This window comes from Bradyrhizobium sp. CCGUVB1N3 (assembly GCF_024199925.1).
Taxonomy (GTDB): Bacteria; Pseudomonadota; Alphaproteobacteria; order Rhizobiales; family Xanthobacteraceae; genus Bradyrhizobium.
On record NZ_JANADR010000001.1, the window covers coordinates 4,643,252 to 4,661,751 of the forward strand.

Consider the following 18,500-nt stretch of genomic DNA (forward strand, 5'->3'; position numbering starts at 1 on the left):
ACCACCGGATTTGCGTTGGATTTGCAACGAAATTGCAATGCGGATCACACTTCCGCTTGCCTGTGCGTGCTCTATAAGGACTAGGTTCTGGAAATGCACGGATTCGCGGAAGACCGACACGCCGGTGGCCGGTGCCCGATCCCTTGGAGCCTGCGAGGATATGGAGAGACGCCTGGCCGCCATCGTCTGCGCCGACGTCGCCGGCTATTCGCGTATGATGGGCACTGACGAGGCCGGCACCCATGCCGTCTTCAAGGCCCATCGCAGCGCGATCCATCCCATTATCCTCAATCATGGCGGCCGCGTCGTGAAGAATACCGGTGACGGCTTCCTGCTGGAATTCCCCAGCATCGTCGGCGCCACCGAAGCCGCGATCGCGATGCAGATGCTGATGGCGGAGCGCAACGACCACTTGCCCGCCGACCGCGCGATGCAGTTCCGGCTCGGGATCCACATGGGCGACATCATCGTCGACGAGGACGAGGTGTTCGGCGATGACGTCAACATCGCCGTCCGCCTCGAATCGGTGGCGAGCCCCGGCGGGTTCGCGATCTCGGCCAAGGCCTATGGCGAGGCCGGCAAGCATCTCAACATGCCCCTGGCCGATGCCGGCGCGCACCGCTTCAAGAACATCAAGGAGCCGGTCGGCGTCTTCACCTGGACGCCGGAGGGCACGTCCGCGCAGGTGGCGCAGACCAAAGAGGTCTCGGCGCTGCCGCAGCAATATCGCACCGCGATCGTGGGCGTGCTGCCCTTTGCCAATTTGAGCGACGCCGGCGACGAATATTTCTCCGACGGCCTCACCGAGGACCTGATCCACGCGCTGGCCCTGCAATCGTTCTATCGCGTGCTCAGCCGCAACTCGACCTTCGCCTTCAAGGGCAGGAATCTCTCGACGCGGCTGATCGCGCGCGAGATCGACGCGACCTACCTGATCCAGGGTTCGGTGCGGCGCGCCGGCAGCAAGATCCGCGTCACGGCCGAGCTGATCGCGCCGGAGACCGGCGAGCAGCTCTGGACCGGCCGCTACGACCGCGACATCGGCGACCTCTTCGCCATGCAGGACGAGATCACGACCAACCTGTCGGCTGCGATCGCGACCGAAATCTTCCGCGCCGAAGCCTCCGCGCCGGCGCGCCAGACCAACGACGTCACCGCCTGGGACCGCTTCCTGAAGGGGCTGTCACACTACTACCGGCAGACCGAGGAAGACTTCGACACCGCCATCGCGCTGTTCAAGGAGGCGATCTCGCTCGATGCCAAACTATCGATCGCGCATGCCTACCTCGCGACGATTCAGCTCCAGAGCATCCAGTTCGGCTGGGTCAAGGGCTCGCGCGAGATGTGGGTCGCGGCGATGCATCTGGCCGAGACCAGCGTCCGGCTCGACCCGCGCTCCTCCTTCGCATTCTCGATCCTGTCCTGGGTTCATGCGCAGGATGGGCATTACGAGGCCGCGATGGACGCCGCCAAGCGCGCGGTCGCCCTCAACCCCTACGACATGGGCGCGCGCGGCGTGCTCGGCATCTGCCACTTCGTCATCGGCGAGCATCGCCAGGCGATCGAGCTGTTCTCGATGGCGGCGCAGCGCGGCAACAGCGATCCGCGCTACCAATGGGCGGCGCTGAACGCGTTCAGCCATTATATGCTGGGCCAATATGACGCGACGTTGTCGTGGGCCCGGGAGCAGCTCTACATCAATCCAAACCACATGCAGGCGCTGGCGATCCGCGCCGCGGCACTGGCGCAGCTCGGACGCGCCGACGAAGCCGCTGAGGCTGCCGACGTGCTGATGAGCAACTACCCGAGCCTGACGGTCGAGCGGCACTTGAGGAATTTTCACTGGAAGCAGGCTTCGGACCTCGCCCATTACCGCGAAGGGCTCCTGAAAGCGGGCGTCCCACTCGTCAAGCTCAGCCTCGTCCAGAGCGACGTCAAGCGCGCCGCCGATTCCTAAAGAGGGCAGGCTGCGCTCCCTCTGCAGTTCGTTGGCGACCTCCCGCCTGCTCTTGTTGACACGACAGTGAATTCAGCCACACTTCGTCACACGCTGAAGTAGTATAGCGTGCTGTCGGTTTGTTAGGACTTTGCGCGCTCTATCGGCGCGTCTGCTTTTCACGATTCGCTGTTTTCAGGATTTTGGGCCATGCATGACTCCGCTTCGAAGCCCCCCTTCGACCCTTCGATCCAGGTCTCGCCGAACAATCCCTGCCCATTCCTGCGCGGCCTCGTCGGCGAAGGCTTTGTCGACGGCGGGACCGTCCCGCTGATCAAGCTGTCGCAAACCATTGCGAATGCGAGCGGCGAAGCAGGACTGAAGAAGGTCTCGGCGCGCATCCAGGTCCGCGGCGTGGCGCTGATCGCCAACGGCTTCGGTCACATCTTGAAAAGCATCTGGTCGGGCGCGCAGCTCGACGCGCTGCGTGGCGGCCCTCTGGACAAGCTCGGCGCGGGCTCGCGCATCCTCAGCGTGGACGGCAAGGTCAACGAGGACGAGGTCAGCCGGCTTGCGAGCTTCGGCCGCACCTACACCGATCCGGACGGCGGCAACACCGAGCCAGGTCTGAACGCATCGGAAATCCAGACCTTCATGCGCGACAACCTCAAGCGCGCGGGCAGCGCCGCACGCTGGTACTACCCCCTACTGATGAAGTTCGAATGGCCCGTCCTCCTGAAGATCATGGGCAGGGGCAAGGGTGAGGACCGCTATCTCAGCGTCGCCGACGTGCGCACGCTGTTCAACGAGCGCAAATTCCCCGACCGCATCAACCAGCGGATCCTGTCGCAGCCGGTGCTGTCGGCCTGCCAGCTCAGGTTTCGCTGGGCGTTCGCGTTCGGAGCACTCCTCATCGGCCTCGGTCTTGCCGCTCTCGTAGCGGTCGCCGAATTCCCCAACCAGGTCCGCGCCATGCTGCCGCAGAAGGGAATACTCGCGCAGCTGCTGCCGCCGCCCTTGCCCACGCTCCCGGAGACGACGGCAGCCTATTGGCTCGAGCAAAACTGGTCGCTGAAGGACCGGCACTGGTTCCATCACGCCAGCCAGGGCACCGCGACTTTTCCGGTGCCTTATACCTGGTTCACGGCACTGGAGCAGCCACGCCTACATCTGTTCTCGCGGCCGGGCATGATGAAGGACAGCGCCTATCTCGAGCGCTTCGGCTTCATCCCGAGTCCGCAGTCGATCCAGACCGACGCGACGACGCTGCGCCGCTTCGGTTACGCCAATGTCTATGAGACGGCGCAGGTGCCGGACTTGTCGACCAGGTGGACGCCGGCCGAGAACGTCGACGGTCTGCCGGTCGGCTTCGCACGGATGACCGGTGCTGTCGATCCCGCGACCGGCCGTCGCGAAGAGGACAAGATCGGGCTGACCTGCGCGGCCTGCCATACGGGCCAGATCCACTACAAGGGCGTGGACGTGCGCTTCGACGGCGGTCCGGCCATGACCGACCTGAAGAAGCTCGAGCTCTCCACCGGCCTGTCGATTGCCTACACCCTGTACGTCCCGTTCCGCTTCCAGCGCTTTGCCGATCGCGTGCTCGGCCCCGAAGCCAGCAAGGCGGACCGCGACGCGCTCAAGCAGAAGCTCAGCGCAATCGGCAAGTTCCTGATCGACTGGCAGAACAAGTACAACGATACGATCGAGCACAAGCAGACCTGGGACAAGAAGAAGCAGCAGGACACCGAGGAAGGGTTCGGCCGCCTCGACGCCCTCAATCGCATCGGCAACCAGGTCTTTTCCCAGGATCTCGCCTTGAGCGGGGTCAGTGGCTTCGAGAAGAACCTGCACGCCCAGGACGCGCCGGTCAGCTATCCCGCGATCTGGACCGTGCCGTGGTTCAAATTCGCCCAATACGACGCCTCGATCGAGCAGCCGCTGATCCGCAACGCCGGCGAAGCCCTCGGCGTGACGGCGCTGCTCAACCTATCCGACGCCTATCCGGAGGACAGGCTTTGGCGGTCCTCGGTTCACATCAAGACACTCGGCTGGATCGAGGACATGCTGAGAGGCCCCGATCCGTTCAAGCCAGCCGATCCCCCTGCCGGTCCGAAATTCGGCGGCCTGCTGGCGCCGCAATGGCCCTCGCAGATTCTCGACGACGCGTGGAAGCTGAAGACCGATCGCGTCGAACGGGGCCGCGCGATCTACACCGAGATGTGCTCCGGATGCCACCTGCCGGCCGTCAACACCCCGGCCTTCTGGTCCTCGGGACATTGGGAGGCAAGCGGCGACAGCAAGGTGCTGAACGCGGTGACGATCCCCCTCGAAGAAATCAAGACGGATCCCGAACAATCCCTTGTGCTCACCAACAGGACGGTCGATGTGCCTGGCTTCCTGAAGGTGAACACGGCCGACCTCAAGACCTGGTGGCAATGCGACAGTTCGACCGCGAGCTCACCGACCGAGATGATATACGCACTCGGCCTCATGACGGTGGTCGATCTCGTCGCCCGCAAGTGGATGGACGACGACAAGACCCCGGAAGCCGAGCGGGCGAAATTGTGGAATCTCGCGCGCAAGAACTGTCTCAATCCGGCGCCCGGGCCGCGCTATCGCGCGCGGCCGCTCAACGGCATCTGGGCTACGGCGCCTTATCTGCACAACGGTTCGGTGCCTTCGCTGTATTGGCTGCTGAAGCCGCAAAACGAGCGCCCGACGAATTTCTGCATGGGTCGCCGCGACTATGATCCCGTGACCGTCGGCTTTGCGGTCACCGCCGGCGAGCGCTGCAAGACGGGCGAAACGCAATTCTCGGCAGGGTCGGAGAAGGATCCGATCCAGGGCAACAGCGTGCACGGCCATTCCTTCGAGCGCAAGGAAGGCGAACCGAAACGCCCTGGCGTGATCGGCCGCATGTTCAGGGATGACGACGAGCGCTACGATCTGATCGAATATCTGAAGACGCTGTAGAGCCCCGCCCCTCACCCGAACAACGGCGTGCCGGGCACGAAGGCATCGAAGGCTGCCCAGAACTGGGCGCGGTAGCGGTCCTGCTCCTGGAGGATCTCATGCTTGGCGCCGGCGATCACGAGATGGGAGCCGGCGCGCAAGTGATAGGCGAACTCCTCGATCGCGGCGGTAGAAACGATGGTGTCGTTGGAGGCCGCCAGCATCAGGATCGGCTGGCGGATCTCGGACGGATAGGACATGCCCTTGAAGGTGTGCATCGCGCGGCACGCGGTGTCGGCCCAGGCGATCGTCGGTGAGGCAAGGCCCAGCGTCGGATCCTCCTCGAGGATGGCGGAATTGCGCGCATAGCGCACGGGATCGCTGGTCAGGGGATTGTTGATGAAGGGATCCATACCGGTGATGCGGTCGTTGCCGCCGGGAATGTAGCTGCCGCCCTGCCCGAGCAGACGCAGGGTCCTGAGCAACGCCCGCGACGGGAACGAGGTGGCGCGGCCCGGCAGATCGATCATCGGCGCCGACAGCACCATGCGGTCGAACCAGCGCTTGCCCGAATGCGCAACCCTGAGCATCACGGCGCCGCCCATGGAATGGGCGAGCGCGAAGAAGGGCGGCGGACAATCCGGCAGCACCACCTGCTGCACGAAGGTCTCGACGTCGATCTCGAAGTCGGAGAAGGACCGCACATAGCCCTTGCGCGGATCGCGCAGGCGGCGCGAGGAATGGCCCTGCCCGCGCCAGTCGATCATCGCCACCGCAAAGCCGCGATCGCGCAGATCCCGCACCGTCTCGAAATATTTTTCGATCTGTTCACTACGGCCGGTGAAGACGCAGACCGTGCCCTTGCGGCCCGCAGGCGGCGCCCAGCGCGCAAAGCGCAGCTCGGCGCCGTCGGGCGTCTTGATGGTGCCGCTGACGACGTTTTCGGGAACGGGATTGGCGGGAATCGAGACCAGCGTCATGGGCGGGAAATGCCGGGAATCAAGGTGCGGGAGCGCCGAAAAGGCGCTGCTATCGCCCTCTTGAACGCTGTTTCACCCCACCCATATCATTTTCGTGCAGGCCGCTACCAGTGCTTCGGGAACCCGAGCATCAGGCTGCACACAGACTAAAGCCCGGCCCGATTGGCGGGCGGGTTACCAGATCAGTCGCTCAATGGAGGACTCACCATGCGTACCTACGACCTCACCCCCTTCTACCGTTCCACCGTCGGCTTCGACCGTCTCTTCAATCTGCTCGACCAGACGACTTCGGACGGCAGCCCCGGCTATCCCCCCTACAATATCGAGCGCACAGGCGAGAACGCCTACCGCATCACCGTTGCGGTCTCCGGCTTCTCCAAGGACGAGCTCTCCATCGTCGCGAAGGAAAACACGCTGACGATCAAGGGCGAGAAAGTCGCCAATGAGAACAGCAAGTCCGAAGTGCTCTATCGCGGCATCGCCGCACGCGCCTTCGAGCGCGCCTTCCAGCTTGCCGATTTCGTGCAGGTGAGGGACGCCTCGCTCGAGAACGGCCTGCTCCATGTCGACCTCGTGCGCGAAATCCCTGAGGCCAAGAAGCCGCGCCAGATCGCGATCAACACCAGTGCGCAGGCCGCGCAGGTGATCGAGGGCGAGAAGGCCGCCGCCTGAGGCGTCCATCACATTCGACTTTCAAGTTGCGAAAACGCCCCGGTGCCCCGGGGCGTTTTTGTTTGTCTTGTTTGCACTGCATCACAGAGCGGTGAAGAGGCGTAACGAGGCCGCGGCGCGATCCGTCTTTCCTGGCATCGGACCAAGACAGACGGAGAATGACCATGAGAGTTTGGCGCACCCTGTTACTCGCAGCGAGCCTGCTGGCCGCGCCCATCACCCTCGCCCACGCGCAGTCCACCCCACCGGTGAAGGCAAAGAATGTCGTGCTGGTGCATGGCGCCTGGGCTGATGGGTCGAGCTGGTCCGAGGTCATCCCGATCCTGCAGGCGGCAGGCTTGCACGTCACGGCCGTGCAGAACCCGCTTACGTCGCTCTCCGAATCCGTCGAGGCCACCAAGCATGCGCTGTCCGAACAGGATGGCCCAACCGTGCTGGTCGCGCATTCCTGGGGCGGCACCGTCATCAGCCAGGTCGGCACCGATCCGAAGGTCACCGGTCTCGTCTACATCGCCGCGCGTGCACCCGATGCGAACGAGGATTTCGTGGCGCTGTCGAAGCAATTCCCGACCGGCCCGGTGCGCGCCGGCATTGTCGAGCGCGACGGCTTCACGAAACTCTCCGAGGACGCGTTCCTGAAATATTTCGCCAATGGCGTCGCGCCGGAGAAGGCCAAGGAGCTCTACGCCGTGCAATGGCCAACGGCCGCCTCGATCTTCGCCGGCCGCACCACCGACGCCGCGTGGCATGCGAAGCCCAGCTGGTATGCGGTGTCGAAGAACGACGACACCATCAACCCCGACCTGCAACGTTTCCTTGCGAAGCGCATGCACGCGACCACCGTCGAGCTCGATGCCGGCCACCTGTCGCTGGTATCGCGTCCGAAGGAGGTGGCGAATCTGATCCTGCAGGCGGCGGGCTACGGGCCGAGCTGAGCGGAGATTCGGCCGATGCAAAAGGCGCCCGGAGCGATCTGGGCGCCTTTGCTTTGCTCGGCTTCAAACGCCCCGCATCCGCGGGCTTTTACTCCAGCCCCTGTGCAGCCGGCATGTCCTGGGTCGGCAGGATCGTCGGTGCAGGCTTGGCCTGGCCGACGCTTGGAGCGGCGGCTTGCGGCGCTGCCTCGGCGGGCTTGGGCTGTACGGCAGCTGCCTGCTGCGAGGGCTGAGCCTGCGCGGGTTGGGCCTGCGGCGCTTGCGCCTGCTGCGGCTCCGGCGAAGCCGGCTTGGCGGCGGCCGCCGGCGTCTCGCCGCGCGGCGGGGCCGCCTTCGGAACCGGGATGGAGCGGCTTGCGACATGCGGGATTGGAGCCGGCGGCCGCGGCGCGGCACTGCGGATCACGGTCGGCGGCGGCAGCGCGCCTTGCGGCCCGTAAGGGGCTACCGCACCTTCGTCATAGGCCGGACCCATGCCGAAGCCGGGGCCGAAAGCCGGCACGAAGCGCAGGATCCGTCCGTCACGAGCATCGATCACGAGCCGGCCGTCGTCGCCGCGGCGGTCGATCACCGCGATGGTGTAGACAAGGCCACGCAGACGCGGGATGCCGAGCGGCGAGAAGCCGTTTTCGCGCAGCACGGCGTAGACCTCGGTTGCCGGCAACAGCGCCGGCGTGGGCGCACGCTCGTAGCCATAACCGTAACCGTAGGGACGTGGCGGCGGGGCTTCCGGCGGACCATAGGGTCGTCCGTCGAAATCCGAGACGGCCGTGGCGGGCCCGCGCAGAGCTCCGTTCGCCAGCACCTGCGCGTCGGCAGCAGATACCGCCAGCGCACATGCGGCGGCAGCCACCCATCCTGTGAACAACTTCATGGTCGAAACGCTCCTGTCAGGCCCCCGGACGGCATGCGCTCTTTCGCTTGCTACGGCACGGCGCGCCTTTCGAAGGGCTGATCCGAAGCTTCCCTCGGGATTCCGACGGCCTCAGGGCCGGATCGCGGCGCGTTTGCCTCAAATCCGGGGCGGACCGGATGCGGGAAAGCGCGTGATTGACACCTTGGGAATCGGGACTTTTGCGTGCTTGTGTGCTAGACAAAATTTTGGCAAGGTGATGGTTAGGACAGGAAAGCTGTCTCAATTTTGCTTGTGATCCCGGCACAGGGATTGCAACGAAAAACGGCGCTCTCGAGCGCCAAGAAGCTGCAGGCTAAAGCCGTTCTCGGGGACGTGGAACGCCCAGGCCTGAATTTAAGAAAATGCGGCTCGCAACGGACGAGCGGTGGCCCAAAGAGCGGGTGCCGTGGAACGCCCAAGGTGCGCCGAAGATGGCGGTGAGGCAGCTTGCCGCATGGAGAGGACAGGAACAATGAACGGGTCGCAATTCGAGCGCGCAAACATCGTGGCAGAAGAACTGTCGGCGACGGTCGCCTCGAAAACGACCGATCGCGAGCACACGTTCCGTCCACCCGCCGAAGGTCTGTACGACCTCAGCATGGAAAAGGATTCCTGCGGCGTCGGCTTCATCGCTAACATCAAGGGCAAGAAGTCGCACGAGATCGTCTCGGACGCGCTCAACATCCTCTGCAACCTCGAGCATCGCGGCGCGGTCGGCGCCGACCCGCGCGCCGGTGACGGCGCCGGCATTCTGGTGCAGATCCCGCACGCCTTCTTCGCCCGCAAGGCCAAGGGGCTCGGCTTTGCGCTGCCCGCGCCGGGGGAATACGCCATCGGCGCGCTGTTCATGCCGCGCGACACCGCCTGGCGCAACGTCATCAAGAGCATCATCGCCGATCAGATCAAGGCCGAGGGCCTGAAGCTGCTCGGCTGGCGCGACGTGCCGACCGACAATTCTTCGCTAGGCGAGACCGTCAAGCCGACCGAACCGGCCTGCATGCAGGTGTTCATCGGCCGCAACGGCACCGCCAAGACCGAGGACGAATTCGAGCGCAAGCTCTACATCCTGCGCAAGTCGATCTCGCAGGCGATCTACCAGCGCCGCGACCGCGGGCTCGCCGGTTATTACCCCTGCTCGATGTCCTGCCGCACCGTGATCTACAAGGGCATGTTCCTCGCCGACCAGGTCGGCAAGTACTATCCCGATCTTCAGGAGCCGGACTTCGAGAGTGCGCTGGCGCTGGTGCACCAGCGCTTCTCGACCAACACCTTCCCGACCTGGTCGCTGGCGCATCCCTACCGGATGATCGCGCATAACGGCGAGATCAACACGCTGCGCGGCAACGTCAACTGGATGGCGGCGCGTCAGGCTTCCGTGAGCTCGGAGCTCTACGGCAAGGATATCAGCCGGCTCTGGCCGATCTCCTATGAAGGGCAGAGCGACACCGCCTGCTTCGACAACGCGCTCGAATTCCTGGTGCAGGGCGGTTACTCGCTGCCGCACGCCGTCATGATGATGATTCCGGAGGCGTGGGCCGGCAATCCCCTGATGGATGAGAAGCGCCGTGCCTTCTACGAATATCATGCCGCGCTGATGGAGCCGTGGGACGGCCCCGCTGCGATCGCGTTCACCGACGGCCGCCAGATCGGCGCCACGCTCGACCGCAATGGCCTGCGGCCCGCGCGCTATCTCGTGACCAAGGACGACCGCATCGTGATGGCGTCCGAAATGGGCGTGCTCAAGATCCCCGAGGACCAGATCGTCACCAAGTGGCGTTTGCAGCCCGGCAAGATGCTGCTGGTCGACCTCGAGCAGGGCCGCCTGATCCCCGACGACGAGATCAAGGCTGAGCTTGCCAAGAGCCATCCCTACAAGGAGTGGCTCGACCGCACCCAGATCGTGCTGGAGGAGCTGCCGAAGGCGCCGACCACCGGCGTGCGCTCGAACCTGTCGCTGCTCGATCGGCAGCAGGCGTTCGGCTACAGCCAGGAAGACATCACCATCCTGATGACGCCGATGGCCTCCACCGGTGAGGAAGCCACGGGATCGATGGGCAACGACACGCCGGTCTCGGCGCTGTCCGCCAAGCCCAAGCCGCTGTTCACCTACTTCAAGCAGAACTTTGCGCAGGTCACCAACCCGCCAATCGACCCGATCCGCGAGGAGCTGGTGATGAGCCTTGTCTCCATCATCGGACCGCGGCCGAACCTGTTCGACCTGCAAGGCCTTGCCACCACCAAGCGCCTCGAAGTGCGCCAGCCGATCCTGACCGACGCGGATCTCGAAAAGATCCGCTCGATCGCCGATCTCGGCGATACTCACTTCAAGTCGCGCACGCTCGACACCACCTTCCACGCCGGCCTCGGTGCGGCCGGCATGGACCAGGTGCTCGACGAGCTCTGCGCGCGTGCGGAAGCCGCGGTGCGCGAAGGCGTCAACATCATCATCCTGTCCGACCGCATGGTCGGCACCGACCGCGTGCCGATCCCCTCGCTGCTCGCCTGCGCGGCCGTGCATCATCACCTGATCCGCACCGGCCTGCGCACCTCGGTGGGCCTCGTCGTCGAATCCGGCGAGCCGCGCGAAGTGCATCACTTCGCCTGCCTTGCCGGCTACGGCGCGGAAGCGATCAATCCCTATCTCGCGTTCGAGACCATCATCGCAATGAAGGACCGCCTGCCTGCGGCGCTCGATGACTACGAGATCGTCAAGCGCTACATCAAGTCGATCGGCAAGGGCCTTCTGAAGGTGATGTCCAAGATGGGCATCTCGACCTACCAGTCCTATTGCGGCGCGCAGATCTTTGACGCGGTCGGCCTGAAGGCGGACTTCGTGTCCAAATTCTTCGCCGGCACGCACACCCGCATCGAGGGCGTTGGTCTCGCCGAGATCGCGGAAGAAGCCGTGCGCCGGCATGCCGACGCGTTCGGCGATGCGCTGGTCTACAAGACTGCGCTCGATGTCGGCGGCGAATATGCCTACCGCACCCGCGGCGAGGACCATGCCTGGACCGCCGAATCGGTATCGCTGCTCCAGCACGCCGCGCGCGGCAATTCGCAGGAGCGCTATCGCGCGTTCGCGAAGATCCTCAACGAGCAGTCCGAGCGTCTGTTGACGCTGCGCGGCCTGTTCCGGATCAAGAGCGCGGAGGAAGAGAAGCGCAAGCCCGTGCCGCTCGACCAGGTCGAGCCGGCCAAGGACATCGTCAGGCGTTTCGCCACCGGCGCGATGAGCTTCGGCTCGATCTCGCGCGAGGCGCACACGACGCTTGCGATCGCCATGAACCGGATCGGCGGCAAGTCGAACACCGGCGAAGGCGGCGAGGAAGCTGACCGCTTCAAGCCGCTGCCGAACGGCGATTCCATGCGCTCGGCGATCAAGCAGGTCGCCTCGGGCCGTTTCGGCGTGACGACGGAATATCTCGTCAACTCCGACATGATGCAGATCAAGATGGCGCAGGGTGCCAAGCCCGGCGAAGGCGGTCAGTTGCCCGGCCACAAGGTCGACGCGACGATCGCCAAGGTCCGGCATTCGACGCCGGGCGTCGGCCTGATCTCGCCACCGCCGCACCATGACATCTACTCGATCGAGGACCTGGCTCAGCTCATCTACGACCTCAAGAACGTCAACCCGACGGGCGACGTCTCGGTCAAGCTCGTCTCCGAGATCGGCGTCGGCACGGTCGCGGCCGGTGTCGCCAAGGCGCGCGCCGACCATGTCACCATCGCGGGCTTCGAGGGCGGCACTGGCGCTTCGCCGCTGACCTCGATCAAGCATGCAGGCTCGCCCTGGGAGATTGGCCTCGCTGAAACCCACCAGACGCTGGTGCGCGAGCGGCTGCGCAGCCGCATCGCGGTCCAGGTCGACGGTGGCTTCCGCACCGGACGTGACGTGGTGATCGGCGCACTGCTCGGCGCGGACGAGTTCGGCTTTGCGACCGCACCGCTGATCGCGGCGGGCTGCATCATGATGCGCAAGTGCCACCTCAACACCTGCCCGGTCGGCGTTGCCACGCAAGACCCCGTCCTGCGCAAGCGCTTCACCGGCCAGCCCGAGCACGTGATCAACTACTTCTTCTTCGTCGCCGAAGAGGTTCGCGAGATCATGGCAAGCCTCGGCTTCCGCAGCTTCAGCGAGATGGTCGGCCAGACGCAGATGCTCGACCAGACCCGTCTGGTTGCACATTGGAAGGCCAAGGGCCTCGATTTCTCGAAGCTGTTCGTCAAGCAGAAGGAAGAGAAGGGCCAGAAGATCTATCACTCGGAGCGCCAGAACCATCATCTGGAGGCCGTGCTCGACCGCAAGCTGATCGAGAAGGCGACGCCCGCGCTCGACCGCGGCGCGCCGGTGAAGGTCGAGGCCGAGATCAACAACACCGATCGTTCCGCCGGCGCGATGCTGTCGGGCGCGGTGGCCAAGATCTACGGCCATGCGGGGCTGCCGCATGACACGATCCATGTCAGCCTCAAGGGCACCGCCGGCCAGGCCTTCGGCGCGTGGCTCGCCCACGGCGTCACCTTCGAGCTCGAGGGTGAAGGCAACGACTATGTCGGCAAGGGCCTTTCTGGCGGCAAGATCATCGTCAAGCCGCCGCGCAACGGCGGCATCGTGCCGGAAGAGAGCATCATCGTCGGCAACACCGTGATGTACGGCGCGATCGAGGGCGAGTGCTACTTCCGCGGCATCGCCGGCGAACGTTTTGCCGTGCGCAATTCCGGAGCCGTGGCGGTTGTCGAGGGCGCGGGCGATCATTGCTGCGAATACATGACCGGCGGCATCGTGGTCGTGCTCGGCAAGACCGGGCGCAACTTCGCGGCCGGCATGTCCGGCGGCATCGCCTATGTGCTCGACGAGACCGGCGATTTCGACAAGCTGTGCAATCTCTCGATGGTCGAGCTCGAGCCGGTGCTGTCGGAAGAGCTGATCAACGCCGGCACCTACAACCACTCCGGTGACCTCGAGGCCCATGGCCGGGTCGACGTGTTCGAGAACCTGCTCGATTCCGACGTCGAGCGCCTGCACGTCCTGATCACGCGCCATGAAAAGGCGACCGGCTCCAGGCGCGCGATCGAGATCCTCGCGAACTGGAAGGAATGGCTGCCCAAATTCCGCAAGGTGATGCCGGTCGAGTACCGGCGTGCATTGCGCGAAATGCAGGCCAACGCGGACGCCGAGCCGAAAATCGCGATCGGCGCGTAAGTCTCATCAGGCGTCATTCCGGGGCGCGCGCCGCGCGAACCCGGAATCTCGCAAACCAACCTCGGGGTTCCGGGTCCGCGCGTTGCGCGCGCATCCCGGAACGACGAAAAATGAAAAACCAAGCGGCAGGGACTACGGGTTTAATGGGCAAGGTCACGGGTTTTCTCGAAATCGAACGGCACGATCGCAAGTACACCCCGGTCGCCGAGCGCTTGAAGCACTTCAAGGAGTTCGTCGTTCCGCTCTCCGAGAAGGACACGCGCGATCAGGCCGCGCGCTGCATGAATTGCGGCATTCCCTATTGCCACGGCACCGGTTCGGTCGCGCCGGGCACCGCGGGCTGCCCGGTCAACAACCAGATCCCGGACTTCAACGACCTCGTCTATCAGGGCAACTGGGAAGAGGCTTCGCGCAACCTGCACTCGACCAACAATTTCCCGGAGTTCACCGGCCGCATCTGCCCTGCGCCGTGCGAAGCCTCCTGTACGCTCAACATCGACGACAACCCGGTCACCATCAAGACCATCGAATGCGCGATCGTCGACCGCGCCTGGGAGAACGGCTGGCTGACGCCGGAGGTCAATACCGAGAAGACCGGCAAGAAGGTCGCGGTGATCGGCTCGGGTCCGGCCGGCATGGCCTGCGCGCAGCAGCTCGCACGCGCCGGTCATGACGTGCATGTCTACGAGAAGTTCGCCAAGGCCGGCGGCCTGCTCCGCTACGGCATCCCCGACTTCAAGATGGAAAAGGACATCATCGACCGCCGCGTCGCGCAGATGGAGGCGGAGGGCGTTACCTTCCACTACAACAGCCATGTCGGTGCCGCCGGCAACGTCGATCCGCGCGAGATGCTCAACGAGTACGACGCCATCGCGCTGACGGGCGGTGCGGAAGCGCCGCGCGACCTGCCGATCCCCGGCCGCGACCTCGACGGCATCCATTACGCGATGGACTTCCTGCCGCAACAGAACCGTCGCAACTCCGAGGAGCCTCTGAACGGCGTCACCGAGATCCTCGCCGGCGACAAGCACGTCGTCGTCATCGGCGGCGGCGATACCGGGAGCGACTGCATCGGCACCTCGCTGCGCCAGGGCGCCAAGACCGTGACCCAGCTCGAGATCATGCCGGCGCCGCCCGAGCGCGAGAACAAGGGCCTGACCTGGCCGAACTGGCCGCTCAAGATGCGCACGTCCTCCAGCCAGGCCGAAGGCGCGATCCGCGAATACGCCGTGCTGACGCAAAAGTTCTCCGGCGAGAACGGCAAGGTCAAGAAGCTGCACTGCGTGCGTGTCGACGACAAGTTCAAGCCGATGGCCGGCACCGAGTTCGAGCTCGACGCCGAGCTCGTGCTGCTCGCGATGGGTTTCGTGCACCCCGTGCACGAGGGCCTCTTGAAGCTGCTCTCGGTCGACCTCGACCCGCGCGGCAACGTCAGGGCCAACACGCTCGACTACCAGACCTCGCGCCCCAACGTCTTCTCCGCCGGCGACATGCGCCGCGGCCAGTCGCTGGTGGTGTGGGCGATCCGCGAGGGGCGGCTCTGCGCACGGTCGATCGACACGTTCCTGATGGGGAAGACGGACCTGCCGCGGTAATCCGCTGTCGTCCTGGCGAAAGCCAGGACCCATACCGCGGAATCTATCGATGGCAGACGGTGTTAATCCCGAACGACCAGTCGTCGCCAAACTACTCCCTGGGGCAATGAGTCCTGGCTTTCGCCAGGACGACACCTAAGGGCTTGACTTCGTAAGGCCGTCACGCGGGGGGCCCTCAATTCTGCAGCCTCACCCCCAGCATCACCACCGTCGCCTGCGAGCTCGACAACGGGACATTCGAAACCAGGATGTCGTGGCGGAGCGTGCCTTTGACCCAGAGGTTGCGGTTGAGCTTGTAGATGAGATCGCCTTCGATCGAGTACGTTTTGTCGTGGCGCACATTTTCTTGGTAATCGTACGTGCCGTAGGTGAACTTGCCGATGCCGGTCAGCCAGCGGCGAAAATCGTGATCGACTTCAGCCGTGTAAGTGCGCACCAGGATGCCTGGGGAGCCCACAAGCGTCGTCTCGGCGATCTGCGTATCGGTAAAGAATTTGACGGTGGTGAGTCCGCTCGCATTCCAGACCAGCGAGCCCGTGGTCAGGAAGCCGCTGAGCTGGCTGAGCCTGGGGTCGACATAGTTGCGCGCGGCGTAGCCGATCGAGATTTCGCCGGTGAGGATGCGCGAAAACTCGAGGGACGTGCCGACCTTGGCATAGCCGCCGTTTGAATCGCGCAAATAGCCGTTGCGGTCGGCGGCCTGGTCATGCACGCGGGTGTCGCCCTCGATCTCCACGAACGGCTTCAGGCCCGGCTTGAGATCGTAGGAGAAACGGCCGATGCCGCCATACTGGTTGAAATTGCGGTCGTCGTTGCTGAAGGTCTCGCCGTCGGTGAGCTTGGAGTCGGTGTAGGCCGTGCGATCGACCGTTGCGCCGGCGGCGATTTCGAAACGATTGAAGGTCTGGTCGACGCCGAGCGTCGTCCCAAAGGTGGCATAGATCGGATATTTCTGCAGTCCCGCCTGGATGTTCGGGCTGCCGGGATTGTCGGTGGCGAGCCGCAAGCGGAGCTGCGAGGTCAGCCTGAGATCGCGGTCGACGTCGAGGCGGCCATCGACATGGCCGGTGAAATCGGGACGATCGATATTGACCGGCGCCGGCGAGGCGACGCCGTCGATCGTCGCAGGCAACTGGTTGCCATAACCGGTGAAGGATCCGCGCAGGTCCGCGACCAGCGCGTGGCGCTCCCAGTCGGACATCACGACGAGCTCGGGCGCGACGACATAGAGCGGCGAGCCGATCGGCTTGTTGAGGCGCGCCGGGTTGGTGTCATAGCCGCCCGAGAGCTCGAGTGCGCCCTTGATCAGGAAGCTGCCGGCGTAATCGCCGACGGGGCCAAAGGGATCGTCGTCGAGCTTGAGGCGCCGGCGCAGCGGCTGGCCGGGCACGGTGCCGGCCATCGCCGCCGGCATCGGCGTCTTGTTGGCGGTCTCCGATGGCGGCGGCGCGATGCGCGGCTGGCCGATGCCAGGTGCTGACGTCACGGTCGGGGCCGGGGTGCCGGGGCCGGGCGCGCGCTTCGGCTTCGGCTGTCCGGGATAGAGCTTGGGCTGCTGCCGCTTGCGATTGAGCGAGTCATAGCCCGAGGCACCAGAGCCATTGGCGGCGGGCAGGCCATAGGTCGGCACCTGACCGATCCGCGAGGGCGCCGGCGTGTCCTTGCTCTTGCGCGGATCGGCGCTGGGATCGGGCAACGCCGGCAGGGCGTCCGACGGCGGCTGCGCAAATGTGGTCGTGGCCGTGCGGCGCGTCGGCAGCGTGTCAGGCGAGATGAAGCCGCCGCGGTTCGGATTGAAGAGGTCCGGCGTGAGGCTCTGGGCGGCGGCTGGCGCATTCTCCAGCACGGTCAGCACAAGGCATGGCAAGACGACGCGCACGACGTGCGCGCGTTTGCTCCGGCCCCTGCCTGGAGACGACCCCACGATTTAGAAAACTCCAACGACTTCAGACACTTCAGCAATGGCTTCCGCGGAGGACGCGGGTACCATCGTTAAAGGAGTTAAAACAATTATGGTTAATGAGCCGTTGAGGGCGGACGATCGGGCTGTCGTTTCTTCGAAACGCCATCCCGCTCTATCTCTTTGTTTGAGCATGATCTTTCCGAAAAAGCCGGTCTCCACTTTTCCGGATCATGCTCTCGCGTCGCCTCCCCGCCGCGGTCGTGCTAAGCAGGCGGCCACGGGCAAACTGGGTTTGCCGATGTCTCCCCTGGATCACAACATGCCGAGTTCGAAACCGCTGATGACCCCATCATCCGGCCCCGCCTCCCCCGACATCGAATCCGCGCTGCGCACGCTGGAGACGGAGAGCGGCGGCATCGGCGCGCTCGCAACTGCGCTGAAGGGGCCCCTCGGTGCGAGCTTCACGGCGGCGATCGAGATGATCCGCAAGGCCAAGGGGCGCGTCGTCGTCACCGGGCTCGGCAAGTCCGGCCACATGGCGCGCAAGATCGCAGCGACCCTGGCCTCGACCGGCACGCCCGCCTTCTTCGTCCACGCTGCCGAAGCCGGCCATGGCGACCTCGGCATGATCACCACCGACGACGTCATCATGGCGCTGTCCTGGTCCGGCGAGCAGCCGGAGATGAAGAACCTCGTGAATTATTCGGCGCGCTTTGCGATTCCCATGATCGCGGTGACGTCGAATGCAGGCTCTGCGCTCGGACAGGCCGCCGATACCGTGATCGAGCTGCCCAAGGCGCGCGAGGCCTGCCCGCACAATCTGGCGCCGACCACCTCGACCCTGATGCAGGCCGCGATCGGCGATGCCATCGCGATCGCGCTGCTCGAGGGTCGCGGCTTCACGGCGCTGGAGTTCGCGCATTTCCACCCCGGCGGAAAACTCGGCGCGATGCTGAAATTCGTCCGCGACTACATGCGCACCGGCGCGGAGATCCCCGTCAAGCCGCTCGGCACGAAGATGTCGGAGGCGGTGGTCGAGATGTCGGCCAAGGGCCTCGGCTGTGTCTGCATCGTCAGCGGCACGGGCGAGATCGCCGGCATCATCACCGACGGCGATTTGCGCCGGCACATGCGGCCCGATCTCCTGACCGCGACCGTCGACGACATCATGACGAAGCAGCCGAAGACCGTGCCGCCTTCCATGCTCGCGACCGAGATGATCGAGGTGCTGAACACGGGGAAGATCACGACGCTGATCGTGGCCGAAGCGAGCAAGGTCGTCGGCATCGTGCACCTGCACGATCTCTTGCGGGCGGGCGTGGCTTAACGTTTCTCCGTCATCCCGGCGCATCGCGCAGCGATGAGCCCGGGATCCATTCACCCGCATCACCCGTTGCGAACTGGATTCCAGGCTCGCGACTTCGCCGCG

At 64.8% G+C, this 18,500-nt stretch carries 10 protein-coding genes; 7 read left to right on the plus strand and 3 right to left on the minus strand.

All coding sequences use genetic code 11. The features are described 5' to 3' along the window. The first annotated feature begins 160 nt into the window (after nt 1-160). Both NLM33_RS22225 and NLM33_RS22230 read left to right on the plus strand, forming a co-directional pair. A complete protein-coding gene (locus NLM33_RS22225; protein ID WP_254098722.1) occupies nt 161-1,957 on the plus strand; it encodes a tetratricopeptide repeat protein in 1,797 nt (598 codons plus the stop codon). Between the two features lie 189 nt (nt 1,958-2,146). Continuing rightward, nucleotides 2,147-4,912, plus strand: coding sequence for a di-heme-cytochrome C peroxidase (locus NLM33_RS22230; RefSeq protein WP_254098724.1), 2,766 nt, complete (start codon nt 2,147-2,149; stop codon nt 4,910-4,912). A gap of 11 nt (nt 4,913-4,923) precedes the next feature. On the opposite strand, the gene NLM33_RS22235 is transcribed toward NLM33_RS22230, so the two are convergent. Further along, complete coding sequence (locus NLM33_RS22235; RefSeq protein WP_254098726.1) at nt 4,924-5,871, minus strand: alpha/beta hydrolase; 948 nt, start codon at nt 5,869-5,871, stop codon at nt 4,924-4,926. A 207-nt stretch (nt 5,872-6,078) separates the two neighbouring features. On the opposite strand from NLM33_RS22235, the gene NLM33_RS22240 reads away from it, so the two are divergent. Both NLM33_RS22240 and NLM33_RS22245 read left to right on the plus strand, forming a co-directional pair. Beyond that, entirely contained in the window at nt 6,079-6,543 is a 465-nt protein-coding gene (locus tag NLM33_RS22240) for an Hsp20 family protein (RefSeq protein ID WP_254098728.1), read from the plus strand. Between the two features lie 164 nt (nt 6,544-6,707). Continuing rightward, the gene (locus tag NLM33_RS22245) at nt 6,708-7,478 is read left to right on the plus strand and encodes an alpha/beta fold hydrolase (protein ID WP_254098730.1); all 771 of its coding nucleotides are present in this window, start codon (nt 6,708-6,710) and stop codon (nt 7,476-7,478) included. Between the two features lie 88 nt (nt 7,479-7,566). On the opposite strand, the gene NLM33_RS22250 is transcribed toward NLM33_RS22245, so the two are convergent. Continuing rightward, nucleotides 7,567-8,352, minus strand: coding sequence for a hypothetical protein (locus tag NLM33_RS22250; RefSeq protein ID WP_254098732.1), 786 nt, complete (start codon nt 8,350-8,352; stop codon nt 7,567-7,569). A 493-nt stretch (nt 8,353-8,845) separates the two neighbouring features. On the opposite strand from NLM33_RS22250, the gene gltB reads away from it, so the two are divergent. Further along, nucleotides 8,846-13,573, plus strand: a complete 4,728-nt coding sequence (gltB, locus tag NLM33_RS22255; protein ID WP_254098734.1) for a glutamate synthase large subunit — start codon at nt 8,846-8,848, stop codon at nt 13,571-13,573. Nucleotides 13,574-13,716: 143 nt separating this feature from the next. Next, entirely contained in the window at nt 13,717-15,168 is a 1,452-nt protein-coding gene (locus tag NLM33_RS22260) for a glutamate synthase subunit beta (protein WP_254098737.1), read from the plus strand. Between the two features lie 175 nt (nt 15,169-15,343). On the opposite strand, the gene NLM33_RS22265 is transcribed toward NLM33_RS22260, so the two are convergent. Next, nucleotides 15,344-17,092 carry an outer membrane beta-barrel protein gene (locus NLM33_RS22265; protein ID WP_254098739.1) on the minus strand — a complete coding sequence of 583 codons (1,749 nt, stop codon included), beginning with the start codon at nt 17,090-17,092 and terminating at the stop codon, nt 15,344-15,346. 298 nt (nt 17,093-17,390) lie between these two features. Here NLM33_RS22265 and NLM33_RS22270 point away from each other — a divergent pair, with 298 nt between their 5' ends. Then, nucleotides 17,391-18,398, plus strand: a complete 1,008-nt coding sequence (locus NLM33_RS22270; RefSeq protein WP_254098741.1) for an SIS domain-containing protein — start codon at nt 17,391-17,393, stop codon at nt 18,396-18,398. Nucleotides 18,399-18,500 lie beyond the last annotated feature (102 nt).